The organism is Methanoculleus sp. UBA413, assembly GCF_002502935.1.
Classification (GTDB): Archaea; Halobacteriota; Methanomicrobia; order Methanomicrobiales; family Methanoculleaceae; genus Methanoculleus; species Methanoculleus bourgensis.
In genome coordinates this window covers 3500-18105 of the sequence record NZ_DAQR01000097.1, presented here as the reverse complement: position 1 = coordinate 18105, position 14606 = coordinate 3500, and the positions used below count along the sequence as shown (strand labels likewise).

Here is a 14606-nt window from a genome sequence, read left to right as displayed (position 1 = left end):
GTTATCAGGAATAGTATCGGGCTTTGGACGTATAGAGTGTATCGATTGGTGGCGGGGGGGGTGTGGCCCCTTCGCCTCCCCACCGGCGCCCCGGGGCCGCACGGGAACGCTTGTGGAGAGGGGTGCCGTCGATAAGTCCAGCATCTTTGTGGGAACCGTCTCTACCGGACAGTAAAGAAACTTATTTGCATAGGTATCAGGGGGTATATCTTGTCACGCCGGAGGATGTCGGCCCGCTCAATCAGCGGCATGAGGAATGCCTGAACCTGCCCAGCGAGTTGTCCTGATGGGATGGACGATTCCAGGGCTGACGCGTTCGTCGAGGGGGTCTCAGCTATCAAAATCAATAATACAGGCAGGATCAGGAAGATGACTCATTCGTATAATCTTCTGCACAGATCTCTTCTGCACACATGACAAAACCCGTTGCTTTGTTCATGACTGATACCACCTCTTCCCGCATAATCTCCCGGCAGATCGTGTAATCCACTTCCTCGCGGAGTTCTTCGATCAGGTTCAACGCCCGTCCGTGCTCGGGAGCAAGTTCCCCTGTCTTCACGTGACTCAGAACCGATAGCCGAGATCAACCCGGCATGAGTCTTCACCTCAACACCTTTTCGATACAAAAGAGCAAGAGCTGCAAGGTACATTGCATAGTAGGCCCGGTTGATCGAGTCTTCATAGTGACCTTTGGTGCAGAGGATGCGTGCTGCATCGAGGCGCTGATGCGATTTCATGAGGAGCGCTGCTATAACAGACCGATCAGTCATTCTCTAAACCGCCACGCCATCCCGGAGAAGATGCCTGATGAAGGGGTACTGCCGGTGCGCCGCAACATCGGCCCGCGAGAGTACCTTGACCGAGAGCCGCTCACCTGTCTGCATCAGCAGATCAAAAGCAAGTCCGGTGAGGTATTCGCGAGGGCGTTAGTCCTCCCTGGATGTAATCACAAGGAGGTCGATATCTGAGTCCGGCCGATCGTCTCCCCGGGCCACGGAACCAAAGAGTATGATCTCTTCTATTGCGTCTCCGCACGCCTCCCGTGCCTTTGCTGCGAATTCATGGGCGATCGGCCGCTTGACTGAGATCATACAACGGACCGAGTTTGTGAATATACAACTATAATGATTCCTGCTCCGCCGCTGATCAGGTAGTTCCCGGAGAATGGGACGGGCAGCCCGCGACAGAACATCCTTCCCGGGGCAGGGGCTCGGAGACGCAGGCCCGGGCCAATGACCAGCCGGGCGAGGAGCGGCGGGGGGGTGGTGATTGTGCGGGTGCTCAGGCGTGGGGGGAGGTACGCGGGCACGGGTGACCGAAGGAGTGCTATGAGATGATGATGATCTCGCAATCTGCGCACATTTTGGATCACATCCACTTCACCTGCGGTGGGCATTGCGAGTTCTGAGCGACACAGCAACACATAACAACTATATATCTTATACCATTACACTACTACATCGATTCTCAATTACCGGCACTCTCAACGAAGGGGAGTATCGATCTCGTTTCACGCTTTCCGGGGGTTTGCATCCCAGGAACGTCTTTTCCCGGGTATCTCCACGCACTGCCCTCGCCCCCGGTAGGGGCGGGGGAGGAGCGCGAAGCGCGGGCGGGGTGGGGAGACGAAGGGGAATGCTCCGTGGGGGATAGAACGAAGGCCAGATATGGTCTGCCAATTTGGAATCGTTGCACTACAGCACATGCGGGGCAGCCTGACCCCGATGAGTGGGGTTGATGACCGTGGAATTCACTCTCGATGAGATCGCCAACAGCCTCTCCGGCCTAGGCGTAGCAATCCTGCACCTACTCCATGCAGGGGGCAACTCTGCCGTTCGAGGGGATGTTATATTCCAGAAAGAACTCTTCCTCATCGGGAACTATATCGAGCGGATCGGAGACGATGCAGACTTCGCCCCCCATATATTCGGGCCGTATAGTGAGTCTGCCGAGGTTGCGCTGGATGAGCTTGTCTCCCTGGGCCTTGTCAGGAGATCGGAAGGGGGCTATACCCTCACTCCCGATGGTGTCAGTGTCTGGGAGAAGGTGTGTTCCGTGTTCCCCACCGACGAGTCCGGAGCAATTGACGACTTCAAGGCATTCCTCAACGATCTCAGCGTGGATGAGGTCCTCCTCTTCGTCTACGTCACCTATCCTGAATATACCAAAGAGTCTGCAAGACTTCGCGACATCCTGCAAAAGAGAGTCCCGCTTTCGGCGTCGCTGTACCGGAAAGGGAAAGTAAGTCTTGAAAAAGCCGCGTTTCTTGCGGGGATGAATATGGAGTCGTACCTTGATTACCGTGAACTACCTCCCGGCTTGTGCAAGGGGATTTCTCGTCTGCTGAGTTAAATTGCAACCCCGCGGTCTCCAGACCCCCGTTGCGAGACCCCCTCCGTTAGGTGGGGGTAGTTGACGGTTCCTTTGATGGAAGTAGGGGATATACTTACCCGGTCGGTTATAACTGCGGGGTAAAGGTCATGCTGTTACAATGATGTAGCATGCCCCTGTTTTTATTTGATATGAGCGCATATTTCGGGGGACAACCTCCTTTGATGCCTGATTCACGACGAAAAAGCCAGAACAAATAGAGAACGTTATACATCACATTTTTAACCAACTCGAACAGAAGACTGTTATGAGCCCATCCCCAACGTGCCCGAGCCCCGGTTGCGAAGATATCGAGATGGCACGGGCATTCATACACGACATGGACGAGGCGGGGAATGTAGTTGAGGTTCCAATCGGGTGGTGGTGTCCCTGTTGCGGGTGGCTGGTTAACGATATTACTCCGGAGAAAATAATCGCAATCCATGATACCCTTATCGCACTGCACAACAGGTCAGAGGATCAGGGCTGGGAAGGTATAAAGACGCCGGGCGAGATTGAGGCCTGGGTGGATATCTGGAACGACTTCTGGGTTTATCGCGAAAACATCTATGAAAAGGCTGCGTGGTTCCTCGAGAAGATAACTAACGGGCATGCCTTCTGGCAGGGCAATAAAAGGACAGCCTATACCGTTACCGATGTTCTCATATTACGCGCAAATGGGTTTGCCTTTGATGTTGACGGTGATGAAGCAGATCGGTTTATGGTGACTCTTGCGAGCCTGGATGACGAGGGCAATGCCACATATACTCTAAAAGAGGTTGAAGAATGGATCCGCACAAATACAACGAGATTGGACGGCCTCTTTTAGTGCCGGCCGAGGAGCTCCAGTGCCTTCTGATTCTTCTTGATGGAGGCTTCTAAGGACTGTTTTTCCATGATGGTCAACCCCACGCGGGTGGACCCTTTCATCCGGGCACTCCGATGTCGGTTATTCGTTGCATGACATGCTGCCATTGGTAGTACACCTCCACGAGAGCAACATATAGTATATTGTAGTATTTCATTAAAGTATCTGTTTGACGGATCTGTCAACCGCCCCCTCATTTCCTGCGGGGGTGTTATCCACCAGTAGTCAGTTCATCCGTCGCGCTCTTCGACCCGTCGCCAATCGCAGCTTCGCGGTATTCGAGCCCCTTCCCCTTCGGGGAGGCCGTTGCTCGAAAACGTTTCGCGCTCCAGAGCGTCGTTCACCGCACCCCCTCTCCTCTGTTCCACTCCCGGACCAGCCGGGCGTAGCACTGATCGCAGATATTCGTCTGCGCTTCCCGGGAGCGGTAGATCGCCTTTTTTGCTCCGCAGATGTCGGTCACCCGGAACACGACGCGCCTGCTGAACATACAGGACTATGGTTACTACAGGGCCGACCTCCTCGGTGAGGCGGCCGAAAGCATCTACCCGGAGGGTGCCCTGATCGGGTATGAGGAGAGCCTTTCGGCGACTGCAAGCCGGCAGAAGAGGTTGTTGCAGATCGTCAACATGCAGCAGCAGTGCCTGGAGGCTGAAGCCCTGAGGGGCGTTATCGACGAGTCGGGGGATGCGTCCCTGGACTACTTTTCGTCGAAGAAGAACGTCGTCAAGGGCGATCTCAAGGGTCTTGCAAGATGGGGCAGCCGGTGATTCATCCCGGGTGAGGGAATTAGGTTCTCCTTCTTTCCAGGCAGGGTCGAACACGCCTGAAAGGTCCGGCAACGGCCCATACCCCGGAGAGATTGCAGCGGATTTGTGGTAACGACACCCATGTCTTTTTCAAGGGCGGAGAACAGCAAAAAATCCCCTGTGGTGCTCCGAATGGTTTATACCTCTTTGTTGAGACATATTTGATTCATGGAATGGGTTGTAACGCTTTCGGGGAGTGCTCATATATTGGAGGAACTCTCGAAGGTGTTTAACTCGCCTGAGATCTGCATACAGAAAGATCACGATGCTTTTGTTCTGAAATCCAGAAATTTTGCCGACCTCATTTCTGATGACCAGGTACGGGAACATACAACCGAGATCTTGACATCTCTCAATGGTGCAGCGAAATTAGCGCTTGGCTCTTGCTCCCCTATCAAAATCGAACATATTTCAAAGATTCGCGATGATGGAACCAGACATGTTTACGTTTCAGCGACATCGTCTGTCATGGCATCTGTCACATGCAGAATTACTATTACTCATGCCGACGGGACGATCGAGGAATTCCGTCCTGCAGATCCCGCTATTCCCTGGATGGCTCTGTCGAAAAGAGACAGGCACGTAAAGCGCGCCTTGCATTTAATCGAAAATGACTTTGAAACATGGTACGGCCTGTACAAAGTCTATGAGGTAATACAGGAAGATGTTGGTAACATACCAGAGAGGGGCTGGTGCACGGAAGCGGAATTAAAGAGGTTCAAACGGACCGCCAATAGCCCGGAGGCCCTGGGTGTGGACGCCAGGCATGGGAAGATGATCCCTGCACCACCGGATCCGATGTCTCTCTCCTCCGCAGAGTCATTTATAAGAAGGTTGATGAGCGCGTGGCTTAAAGAGAAAAAAGTTCAACACGGTCTTTGAGTTGGGGCCTTCCGGCAAATACCGCTTGCTCCTTGGTGAACACCATCATCGACACCTCCGGGATCTGGGCTCTCACCCCGCTCGCGACCTCGATCATCAAATATACGAACAATTCCCCAGTTCGTCATCTCCCACAGCAGAAGGTCCTCTTTCAACTCGGGGCCAGCCGGAACCTCCGGTCTCCGATGGGTTCAAGGTCAAACTCCGGTGGCTTACCTTTCGCCCAGGGGATTACTCTCTGTTTGAGCATCCATCTCCCAATCACTGCACTCTTGAGTTCAGGGCAGGTTGTCCAGAATTTTTCAGGCAGAGAAACTCCGCAAACCTTGCCATCATCAAACTCGACCTCCACCGAATCCCGGTTCTTCTGGAAGTAGCGGTCACATTGTAAATTCTTGATAGAAATTATCACCATCTGTAGATGTTTTAAAAAGGAGAATTGCGATTAACCCTCTCTTCCATCAAGGATTTGCATTTTCGTTCCGTCACTGCTGAGCCGCTTCCTTCCTGAACTCTTGCCTTTAGAGGTTCTTTTTGATTTTCTCGAGAGCTACCGCTCGGCAGCTTGCGCTTTGAGGGTAAGAAGTTGGCGGAGATTAAAATCTATGCAGGAGAAGGTGTTCTTGACGCGGACCCTGGCAACGGTCGTGACCATGAGATGCCCTGCCTTGAACACCCGTTTCATCCAGGCGAACGGCCGTTCCACCAGGGATCGGGTTCTGCTGATGGCTTTATTTCGCCGGTTCTCCTTGATCGACAACGGATGACCGCGAGTCGCCCGGTGCATGGTCTTGTCCATGGACGCCTTCGGTTTCACCCCGAAGTAGCCTTTATCACGATAGACCGTTTCGCCGTTCCGGGAGAGATCGATCCTGCTGTCATGGAGCGACGCGGTGGTAGTCTCGATCCGGCGAATGAGCTGGTAGTCCTTGTCCATGAGGATATGGAGTTTGTAGCCGAACTGGGACTTCGAGCCCTTCTTTGCCCAGGTGCCGTCACGGCTGCGCCGCGTCTCTGCCTGGTCTCCCCGGGGCGTGTCGGCAGAGGCGTGTCCGGGATCGGCGGTGATGAACGAGGCGTCCTGCATGACGCCGCGCTTGATGGTGAGCCCTTGTACCTCGAGTTGCCGCTGGAACTCCTCCCAGATCGCAGTCTCCTTCCCGGTTTGCGCCAGGCGTTCCCGGAACAGCCAGACCGTCGACCGATCCGGAATGGTCTCGGGGTATCCCAGGAAGTGGCGGAACGAGATCCGGTCGGTCGCCTGACGTTCCAGTTCGGGGTCTGAGAGGCCATACCACTGCTGAAGCACCAGCAGCCGGATCATCAGAACAACGTCGTAGTTCGGACGACCGCCTCTTCCCTCGGCATTGGTGTAGAGGTCAGCAAGGAGAGGACGGAAGGCGTCCCAGTCGATCAGACCGCTGATCTCACCCAGCCGATCGCCCAGGGCGGCAAGGCTGGCATATTCGTGCCGAATCGCAAAATTGGTAAACGTGCTCATGAGAAAAATGTCGATCCGTGGCTATAAAGTACTTTGGATGGGGAGAGGTTTTTCGAAGTTCTCTTAAGATCTTGAAAATCCATCTAAAGGCTCCGACACAAGATAGGGGCAAAGATGATACTCAAATAGTACGCTTTGACTGTGGTCGAATAATGTTACAACCAGTAACAAGTCTGAGGTGAAGTTGTCTCAAAAAGATCTGGCAAGCAACGGCTCACATGAATAAGACGCTTCGGCACATGACCATGCGAAAATAAGTCACACCTGCTGTTTTATTGCAGATGCGGTTTTATCTGGGTATCATCACACATAAGGGAAGGAGCAGGGCACAGCAGAGAGTAATTTGAGAAGGCTGCGGGTCTTTGAGCGACAGCCGTCTCGATTAGACTTAAAGTTGACACCTATTTCGTTTTCATAGCGAGATATGCATAATATGGAGGCCCCCATTTCAGTTTGCCTTCACCGCCGGGCCGGATATTTTCGCATTCTTTGTACTTTTGAAAGCGTTTTATGAGATACTGCTCCATCGAGCAAACTCTCTCTTTAGATCGCGTCTGATACAGGACGATCATGCGGTCGTAACCATTCGACAAGTAATCGTCGCCTTCTGCTCGGTAATTATAGTTGGTTGTGATTCCGATCTTAAACTTTGAAGCAGCCTTCCTCTGCTCATTCACGTACCGCCCAATCTTCTGGCAGAGTTCGTCAAAATCCCTTCCTGTTTGTATGTGTTTGATTATATCCATAGCATGGATCATCGTGGCCGGCAGGATAAACTTTTCGAAAAAAACCTCTGTAAGATAAATGCTCCAGGCATTTCGACACTTCAGAAGGCTTTTATGGTGGGATAATAGGTTGACTGTCCAGAGTGTTTTATTCAGGTATGGATTCTATCCGCGGCAGCTCTTAGGATAAGTCTCTTCGTACCTCAGTCGTAAGATGACTGACTTGGAGTCATATTTGAGAGAACCTGAGGTCTCTGATGCCTCGTTAGAACAAAGGGTCTAATAGATGCGCTCCTACGTTTGCTCCACTTTACCTGATTGAGTACTGCCCTACTACCTGTGTTCGCCTAAAATGCCAAGGCATGTATGCCAAAATAAATATTACCATTGTTAAAAAATGAAACTAAAATCGCACTATTGATATGTGACCAGGTAACATTTGGATCTATTCTAAGCCAGATATTGTCCATAAAACATCCCCTGCACAGAAAAATGAGCACTATGTCTCTAAGATAAAATACCCACTTAAAATTTAGAGGATTTGTGACATGAGTTGCGGACAGGCGGTCATACCGAAAGAGTTTCGTGGAGAAGTGGAAGCTCTCAAAGATTTGATATCCCACTCAAAGTTGACGTTCCTTATCGGTGCTGGATGTAGCAAGTGCGCGGGTTTGCCGTCCACAAACGAGCTTAAGAACGAAGTTTTGGGTTTAAAACCGGATAGAAAAACAAGAGCTATGATTAATAATCTAGAGCGTCATCTCGGTGATGCTACAATTGAAGAGTACCTGAGTGAATTAACCGATCTGATATCTATCGTTGAAAGACGTTGCAATTGTAATCCAGAATATAGGGACATAATACTTAACCGCGTCCGTTACTCAAAAGGTCATTTAAAGCAGATATTACACGAGATTCAGCAGGCAATCGTCCAGTGCCTCACGCCTGAGGATATCGATATTTCAACCCATCGGAAGTTCATCTGTGCCATCCACAACACACTTAAGGTTGAGGATAGGGTAGGTTTTCCGACAGTAGACTATTTCATTCTGAATTATGACCGCTTAGTTGAGGATGCTCTGGCACTGGAACGCGTTCCTTATACCGATGGATTCAGAGGGGGCGTAACTGGTTGGTGGGATCCGGGCCTTCTGGATCGTGATTCCTGCAAATCGATGGATATTGCTGCAAGAGTCATTAAGATCCATGGTTCAATTGATTGGTGTCTCTTCGACGGTGAGAAAATTCCACGGCGGATTTCCCCAAACCTGCTAGGAAATGGACAACCGACAAACGTGATGATCTGGCCTGCAGCAACAAAGTATCGTGAAACTCAAAATGATCCGTATGCGCAGATGATAGCGATATTGCGAGATACCCTCTATCCCTCGGATGGAGAGGGGTCTGAGGTAGTTCTCATTATCTGCGGCTATAGCTTTGGTGATTCTCATATCAACTTTGAGATAGATCGGGCGCTTCGTGAGTCGAACCAGAAACTGACAGTCCTTGCATTCAGTAGTGAGAATGAACCCACGGGGATACTCAAAAGATGGATGGATGACCCTGAAGTCAGGACCCAAGTCCGGATACACTCTAATCGAGGCTTTTTCCATGGTGAGAATCAGAAGCGATCCAACGAGGATCTCTTATGGTGGAAATTTGAACTGCTCACACAGTTATTAAGCGGGGAACAATGATGTCTAACAACCCAAGCGAACCTCTCAAAAACCTCGCAATAGGCACGATTATCGAGATAAGCGGCACCCATATTGTGGCTGAATTGGACCCCCAGATTCACAATCTATCTCGTATTTTCGCTGGAGAGATCTATCCTATAGGCCAATTTGGGTCAATCCTAAAGATCCACTTTGGACGCCGAATCATCTATGCCTTTGTTAGCAAACTCCGGATGAAATCTGAATATGAACTCGAAAACGGAATCATTAGCACTTTTGCTTCAAATGCTAGGGTAATCGAAGCGGACCTCTTCGGGGAAGGGGAGTGGATCCAGAGCGATAATCAATGGAAGCTGGTGTTTGAAAGAGGTGTCTCTACCTTCCCGCTACCAAAACAGGTTGTCTACCTGACACCCAAATCAGAACTCAAATGGCTCTTTGATGGGGGTTCTAGAGCCACGATCCCGATCGGGGATCACGTAGGGGTTGACGGCGCCACCTGCTATATAGATATGAACGAGTTGCTGGGAAAGCATACTGCCATACTTGGATCGACGGGAACCGGAAAGTCAGGGACAGTTGCCGCTCTCCTGCACGCTATTATTGAACATGGAAGTAACAATCAGTATCTGAACTGGAATCCCAAAATTGTAGTACTAGATCCGCACAACGAATACAGATCTGCCTTTCCCACCCATAGGCGTCTTTCGACAGATGAAGGAACGTTGAAGCTGCCATACTGGCTATTCAATCTGCAGGAAACTATTTCCCTTTTCCTTGGAAAAACAGAGTTCACTGCAACAACCCAATCGAATATCATAAAAATTGCTCTCCTTGAAGCACGGAAAGAAGCTGCAGAGGTGATAGGCCTTACTTTAGACACTGTGACCGTCGATGCTCCCATTCCATATCAACTAGAAGGTTTTAAAAAGCAAATTGATCTTCAGAGACCTGAAGGGAGAAATAAAAAAGACCATGAACCATATAATACTGTTATAGGCAAGTTAGAGGTTTTAGAGCGGGATGCTCGCATGAACTTCATGATGGAACCCTGGGATGGGGGTGGCGATCCGTTCTCCAGCGTCATCTCTCAGTTTCTTGGTTCCGGGGATCCGATCAGCATCGTCGATCTCTCAGGCGTACCAAACGAGATCGCGGGCCTTGCCAGCGCTGTCATAGCACGAACCCTGTTCTCCCTAAAAATCTGGCAAACCCCTGATGAACGTGCCCGGACTCCCATCCTTCTTGTTTGTGAAGAAGCACATCGCTATGTACCCAATCGGGGTGAAGCACAATATGAAGCTGCACAGGATGGAATTCGAAGATTGGCAAAAGAAGGGAGAAAGTATGGCGTTGGCCTTATGCTGGTATCACAGCGTCCCAGTGAAATTGATCCCACGGTTCTCTCTCAGTGCAGCACGTGGATCGTGCTCCGGGTCACCAACGAAAATGATCGTGCGCAGGTCAATGCGATCCTTCCCGATTCGCTTGCAGGCCTGACTAACGCATTATCTGGATTGCGGCGGCGTGAGGCGATATGTGTTGGGCAAGCCATCACTCTACCTTCACGGATCCGCATCAGGGAGTTAACGCCGGATTGTCTTCCCCGGTCTCATGACGTTGATTTTGATACTGGATGGCAATTTGATCCCCCAAATGAAGTAGACTTCAAAAATATTGCCCTGCGGTGGCGACAACAAGTCCGGCCGAGATAGTCCAGACGGCAGTAGTTTTCAGGACGCAGCCAGACTTCATTCGTTAGGAGTTGATGCTATCACGTTTCACAAGACCATCTCCGAGACGCCTGATGCAGGGATACTCCACATCTACACTTCAAGTTTGTGAATTAGATTCCAGAACGATTTGAGAGACTCACCCCATGTTCTGAAGAGCAGCATGTTCTCCGCAACCCCATTCAGAAACCCCTAAACCACCCCCCAACATAATCTCTTCATGCGCTCCACCGTCACCGACGGGGCCGGCTTGGCTCAAACCTTGCAGACACCTTAGCACAGCACCACGACGTCGTCATCATCGATAACCTCGCCACCGGGCGGCGGGAGACCATCGAGCACCTCCTCGACCACCCAAGGGTGACGTTCATCGAGGGGAGCATCACCGACCTCGACCTCCTGATGGAGACCTTCCCGGGTGCGGACGGCATCCTGGCCATCCCCTCGGTGCCTCGGTCGGTGAAGAATCCCCTCGCCTCGAACGAGGCGAACGTGACCGGCACCGTGAGCGTGCTTGTGGCGGCGAAGGACTGCGGGGTGCCGGCCGTGGTTGCCGCATCGTCCTCCTCGGTCTACGGGGACACCCCGGGAGGACCAGGGCCATGGCTTGCCCCGCTCGACGCTGACGGCGCAGTGGTGGTTCCGGGTCCGGCGGCGGGGGATCTCGCCGTAGTTAGGGAGCGATGGTGTCGTAGGAGAGTCTGGAGAAGATGGGATAGTTAAAGGAGGGGCATGCGCGGACAGAAAGTAAACTGGGGCGCGAGGGCTGCTTCACGCAGGTGATGGTAGAGTGTGCGACCGCCACATGCCGGCTGTCCGCAATTGTCCGCATGCTACTATCTGGATCGGGGGCTGATTCTTCGGTTTTTGGCAGTTACGCTGCAGGATATGGATTTTATACTGCTTCCTTCAGTCCCGGTTTTGTCCGCAATTGTCCGCAATTGTCCGCAATGACCGGAATGAAGGGTTGAGTAGATATCTCCGCAGCCTCCCCTCCCGCTTCACGACAACTACGCCCATCTCAGCAAGGGTAGATAGATCACGCCGGGCTGTCCGCGTGGTGCATCCGTAGACGTCTCCGTACATCTCTGTCGATATGGACTGATGCGACTTGAGGTATTCTATAACTCCACGCTGCCGTTCGTTGAGCAATTCCGGATCTTCCAGAAGCGTGTTGAGCGTTGAACGCCTGAAGGTGACGACGAAATCACTGCCGGTCTCCTTAAACTGTGGGTCCGCGAGGCCATCTCGTTTGCATGCAGCGATCATACTGAGTGTACCTGAACCCCACTGCTCAATATACCCGGCAAGGAACAGGAGCTTCGCGATGGTCTTGTTTCGCGGGCGCGAGGCATGTTCGACTCTTAGAAGATCCACCGTGACACCGTCCGGCAGCTCGCCCGGGCTCCAGATCTGCACCCTGCTCTCAAAGATCCTGATCTGGACATTGCCTGATGTGGTGTAGTCACGATGGCAGACAGCATTGATCACCGCTTCCCGCAGGGCATCGGGCGGATATTCCCAGTGTTCCTCCCGCTGCATCTTTCCCGGAGTAACCCATGCGGCTTTCTGGACAGTTTCTTCGATGAACCGGCCGGCATCCTCGATGACCTGATCTATCCTGCCACGCAAGACGCTCATGTTAAGGTAGGTGCTTGATATCTCTTCACCTTTGAACCTGGCGCAACGGACTTCCGACTGGATGAAAAACCGTTGCGGGTCTTTCCCGAAGAACAGCATAGCTGCATTGGTCGGCACCCCTCCACTGAGCACGCCAAGTTTATCCAGCGCCTTCCCGACAGGTATGGTTGGATCGCCATCAAATCTCCGCGCCCACTGCGCCCGCTCAAGGAACGCCCTGACCGAAGCGGCATCGATATCATCGAGTTCTCCGCCCCTGCAAGGCTGATCATCCCAGGGGACAGCATAATCATTGAGGATCATCCGTTTCAGTTCGTCCGGAGGCATGACACGGTTCTCGGTCCCAACCCGTATGTACGCGATGCCATCAAGGAAGTACGGCTTGTTCGTCCCCTCCGGGACCGCGATGACGATCTGGGACTTCCCCAGTTCTTCCAGAACACGGATATCCGGCGAGGTTTCCGGCTTTATCCGGGAGGTGATCTGCTGTGAGAGTTTGCGGAGCGAATGGTCAGTGGGATCAACACCTACAACGGCTCCGGAATTCGTCCTGCCAAACGAAATGACGCCCCCATGGTGGTTGAGAAACCCGCAGATCGACTTGAGCGCCGGTTCGATGAGGGAGAGGGATTTTTTGAACTCTACCGTGTCGGATTCATGGATGACCATGCGATCGCCGCCCCACTATAATCATTCTTTTCAGTAACGTCAACTACCCCGCCATTTCGGACGGAAACTTCCCGGGCATCATCCCCCTCCTCAGCGGGAGCGAGTCCGGAGGTTCGAGCGGCGCGTTGTGCGCCTGCAGTTGCGAACTGTTTGATGTTGATCGCGGTGTTCTGGTCCCGGTCCTGGATGGTGCCACAGTCCGGGCAGGTTCGCTCTCCAGGGAGACAAACCGGCCGTGCCCGATGTTTTTGGCGATCAACGCTTTCTGATCTCCAGTCGGGTGCAGCCGGTAGCAGTATCCCGCAGCATACGATAGAGTCATGTGAGGCCCCCTCTGATATGAAGGTAGGCCATGCGGTGTGAAAATGAAGCCGAAGAAGCGGCGCTGCTCTCATCCCTCGGCGTGCGCCGGGGGTCTTCCTGCTCGATGCCCGCCCGTGAGCCCGCGGAGAAAAAACCGTGTCAATTCTAACTCTCATAGGTAGCCCGAAGAGGTAAACCAGGGGATCCGTTCATCAGGTACTCGAATGCTCATCCTCCGGGCCAGTACCAGAACCCGGGCAGACAGAAATCCCAGTTCAATTCAGAGAGCCCTAAATCGGCCACCGGCATAATCTCTTCATGCGCTCCACCGTCACCGGCGGGGCCGGCCTGGCTCGAACCTTGCAGACGCACTCGCACAGCACCACGACGTCGTCATCATCGACAACCTTGCCACCGGGCGGCGGGAGAAGATCGAGCACCTCCTCGACCACCCCTGGGTGACCTTCATCGAGGGGAGCATCACCGACCTTGATCTCCTGATGGAGACCTTCCCGGGCGCGGACGGCATCTTCCACGGGGTAGCAATCCCGCCAGTGCCACGGGCGATCGGGAGACCCTCTCCACCCGGCAGGGTCATGCGCCGACGATGGAGTCGGACCATGCAACGTCGTTGCACGGAAAGAAAGCCCGGGGCATGCCCGCCCTATTCCCTTTCCCGGGCGCGCATCCCTATGAAATTCAGGTAACCGCCGGCAGCAACCCCGCCGACCAGAGCGGCCACAAGCGTCGTCGCGGCATCACTCATGTATGACGGGGAACCAGCTATCCAGCAGTAGTTGATGCACAAAAGTGCATAGCAGGACACAACGAGTAAAATAAGACCAGACACCTTTTTCCACGGAGTTGTCATGATTGATTTATCTCGCTCACCCGCACTATAATCATTCTGCACCTCCCGAAACCCCGCAGAGCCCCCTTCTCAAATAAGATACCTTTAAAATTCCTGGAGGCCAATTTCTGGCATAACAGACCGGAGTTGGAGGATTGCAAAAGATGCGGATAGCTATCGTCGGAGGGGGATATGTCGGCCTGGTCACGGGGGCCTGCTTTGCCAAAATCGGGCATACCGTCAATATCATCGAGATCGACGCGAAGAAAGCGGCCACGATCAACGCCGGGCGTGCCCCGATCTACGAGCAGGGCCTTGATGCGATCCTGAAGAAGTACGTCGGCGAGCGGCTCAACGCCGGGATTGATTATGCTCCGGTCGCCGACGCGGACCTCTCGTTCATCTGCGTGGGCACCCCGCCGGCTGCCGACGGGAGTGCCGACCTCTCGATGGTCGCTGCCGCAAGCCGGTCGATCGGGGAGGCGCTCCGCGATGGGGAGCGACCGCACACCGTCGTGGTGAAGAGCACCGTGCCGCCGGGCACGACTGCAGGCACCGTGGTACCCGCGGTCCTCGAAC

At 53.0% G+C, this 14606-nt stretch carries 15 protein-coding genes and 3 pseudogenes; 8 read left to right on the top strand and 10 right to left on the bottom strand.

What is annotated here, in order from left to right:
- Positions 1-361: 361 nt before the first annotated feature.
- The 3 genes and pseudogenes from BP858_RS08035 to BP858_RS08030 all read right to left on the bottom strand — a co-directional run bounded on the left by BP858_RS08035 (position 362) and on the right by BP858_RS08030 (position 1091).
- A complete protein-coding gene (locus BP858_RS08035; RefSeq protein ID WP_281767229.1) occupies positions 362-559 on the bottom strand; it encodes a hypothetical protein in 198 nt (65 codons plus the stop codon).
- Positions 560-581: 22 nt separating this feature from the next.
- Positions 582-737: pseudogene (locus BP858_RS12365) on the bottom strand (HEPN domain-containing protein); the annotation flags it as partial.
- 189 nt (positions 738-926) lie between these two features.
- Positions 927-1091 carry a nucleotidyltransferase domain-containing protein gene (locus BP858_RS08030; protein WP_214166267.1) on the bottom strand — a complete coding sequence of 55 codons (165 nt, stop codon included), beginning with the start codon at positions 1089-1091 and terminating at the stop codon, positions 927-929.
- Positions 1092-1737: 646 nt separating this feature from the next.
- Here BP858_RS08030 and BP858_RS08025 point away from each other — a divergent pair.
- The 4 genes from BP858_RS08025 to BP858_RS08010 all read left to right on the top strand — a co-directional run bounded on the left by BP858_RS08025 (position 1738) and on the right by BP858_RS08010 (position 4929).
- A complete protein-coding gene (locus tag BP858_RS08025) occupies positions 1738-2352 on the top strand; it encodes a hypothetical protein (protein WP_286879247.1) in 615 nt (204 codons plus the stop codon).
- A 334-nt stretch (positions 2353-2686) separates the two neighbouring features.
- Entirely contained in the window at positions 2687-3199 is a 513-nt protein-coding gene (locus BP858_RS08020) for a type II toxin-antitoxin system death-on-curing family toxin (RefSeq protein WP_281767226.1), read from the top strand.
- A gap of 491 nt (positions 3200-3690) precedes the next feature.
- Entirely contained in the window at positions 3691-4008 is a 318-nt protein-coding gene (locus BP858_RS08015) for a hypothetical protein (protein ID WP_214166270.1), read from the top strand.
- A gap of 207 nt (positions 4009-4215) precedes the next feature.
- Positions 4216-4929, top strand: coding sequence for a hypothetical protein (locus BP858_RS08010; protein ID WP_214166271.1), 714 nt, complete (start codon positions 4216-4218; stop codon positions 4927-4929).
- A 151-nt stretch (positions 4930-5080) separates the two neighbouring features.
- Here BP858_RS08010 and BP858_RS08005 read toward each other — a convergent pair whose 3' ends face one another.
- The 3 genes from BP858_RS08005 to BP858_RS07995 form a co-directional block, all read right to left on the bottom strand.
- A complete protein-coding gene (locus BP858_RS08005; RefSeq protein WP_214166272.1) occupies positions 5081-5344 on the bottom strand; it encodes a hypothetical protein in 264 nt (87 codons plus the stop codon).
- Positions 5345-5479: 135 nt separating this feature from the next.
- Positions 5480-6430, bottom strand: coding sequence for an IS5 family transposase (locus BP858_RS08000; RefSeq protein WP_214166273.1), 951 nt, complete (start codon positions 6428-6430; stop codon positions 5480-5482).
- 401 nt (positions 6431-6831) lie between these two features.
- Positions 6832-7176 (bottom strand): hypothetical protein, encoded by a 345-nt coding sequence (locus tag BP858_RS07995; protein WP_214166274.1) that lies wholly within the window; start codon positions 7174-7176, stop codon positions 6832-6834.
- Between the two features lie 527 nt (positions 7177-7703).
- Here BP858_RS07995 and BP858_RS07990 point away from each other — a divergent pair.
- The 3 genes and pseudogenes from BP858_RS07990 to BP858_RS07980 all read left to right on the top strand — a co-directional run.
- The gene (locus BP858_RS07990; RefSeq protein WP_214166275.1) at positions 7704-8852 is read left to right on the top strand and encodes an SIR2 family protein; all 1149 of its coding nucleotides are present in this window, start codon (positions 7704-7706) and stop codon (positions 8850-8852) included.
- Positions 8849-10546: an ATP-binding protein gene (locus BP858_RS07985; RefSeq protein ID WP_286879245.1), complete on the top strand. Its 1698-nt coding sequence runs from the start codon at positions 8849-8851 to the stop codon at positions 10544-10546. The genes BP858_RS07990 and BP858_RS07985 overlap by 4 nt, the downstream gene beginning before the upstream one ends.
- A 270-nt stretch (positions 10547-10816) precedes the next feature.
- Positions 10817-11287 (top strand): annotated as a pseudogene (locus BP858_RS07980) (NAD-dependent epimerase/dehydratase family protein); the annotation flags it as partial.
- 186 nt (positions 11288-11473) lie between these two features.
- Here BP858_RS07980 and BP858_RS07975 read toward each other — a convergent pair.
- The 4 genes from BP858_RS07975 to BP858_RS07965 all read right to left on the bottom strand — a co-directional run bounded on the left by BP858_RS07975 (position 11474) and on the right by BP858_RS07965 (position 14027).
- Entirely contained in the window at positions 11474-12874 is a 1401-nt protein-coding gene (locus BP858_RS07975) for an ATP-binding protein (RefSeq protein WP_286879243.1), read from the bottom strand.
- A 43-nt stretch (positions 12875-12917) separates the two neighbouring features.
- On the bottom strand, positions 12918-13196 hold the full coding sequence (locus BP858_RS12360; protein ID WP_394339383.1) for a helix-turn-helix domain-containing protein: 279 nt from the start codon (positions 13194-13196) through the stop codon (positions 12918-12920).
- 271 nt (positions 13197-13467) lie between these two features.
- Positions 13468-13713 carry a hypothetical protein gene (locus BP858_RS12275; protein WP_214166278.1) on the bottom strand — a complete coding sequence of 82 codons (246 nt, stop codon included), beginning with the start codon at positions 13711-13713 and terminating at the stop codon, positions 13468-13470.
- A 128-nt stretch (positions 13714-13841) separates the two neighbouring features.
- Positions 13842-14027 (bottom strand): hypothetical protein, encoded by a 186-nt coding sequence (locus BP858_RS07965; RefSeq protein WP_286879242.1) that lies wholly within the window; start codon positions 14025-14027, stop codon positions 13842-13844.
- 164 nt (positions 14028-14191) lie between these two features.
- On the opposite strand from BP858_RS07965, the pseudogene BP858_RS07960 reads away from it, so the two are divergent.
- Positions 14192-14606: pseudogene (locus BP858_RS07960) on the top strand (UDP-glucose 6-dehydrogenase); the annotation flags it as partial.

Bases quoted from the DNA above. Each gene is read 5' to 3' on its own strand.
- BP858_RS08030 (WP_214166267.1), bottom strand. From the start codon at position 1,091: ATGATCTCAGTCAAGCGGCCGATCGCCCATGAATTCGCAGCAAAGGCA.
- BP858_RS08025 (WP_286879247.1), top strand. From the start codon at position 1,738: ATGACCGTGGAATTCACTCTCGATGAGATCGCCAACAGCCTCTCCGGC.
- BP858_RS08020 (WP_281767226.1), top strand. From the start codon at position 2,687: ATGGCACGGGCATTCATACACGACATGGACGAGGCGGGGAATGTAGTT.
- BP858_RS08015 (WP_214166270.1), top strand. From the start codon at position 3,691: ATGTCGGTCACCCGGAACACGACGCGCCTGCTGAACATACAGGACTAT.
- BP858_RS08010 (WP_214166271.1), top strand. From the start codon at position 4,216: ATGGAATGGGTTGTAACGCTTTCGGGGAGTGCTCATATATTGGAGGAA.
- BP858_RS08005 (WP_214166272.1), bottom strand. From the start codon at position 5,344: ATGGTGATAATTTCTATCAAGAATTTACAATGTGACCGCTACTTCCAG.
- BP858_RS08000 (WP_214166273.1), bottom strand. From the start codon at position 6,430: ATGAGCACGTTTACCAATTTTGCGATTCGGCACGAATATGCCAGCCTT.
- BP858_RS07995 (WP_214166274.1), bottom strand. From the start codon at position 7,176: ATGGATATAATCAAACACATACAAACAGGAAGGGATTTTGACGAACTC.
- BP858_RS07990 (WP_214166275.1), top strand. From the start codon at position 7,704: ATGAGTTGCGGACAGGCGGTCATACCGAAAGAGTTTCGTGGAGAAGTG.
- BP858_RS07985 (WP_286879245.1), top strand. From the start codon at position 8,849: ATGATGTCTAACAACCCAAGCGAACCTCTCAAAAACCTCGCAATAGGC.
- BP858_RS07975 (WP_286879243.1), bottom strand. From the start codon at position 12,874: ATGGTCATCCATGAATCCGACACGGTAGAGTTCAAAAAATCCCTCTCC.
- BP858_RS12360 (WP_394339383.1), bottom strand. From the start codon at position 13,196: ATGACTCTATCGTATGCTGCGGGATACTGCTACCGGCTGCACCCGACT.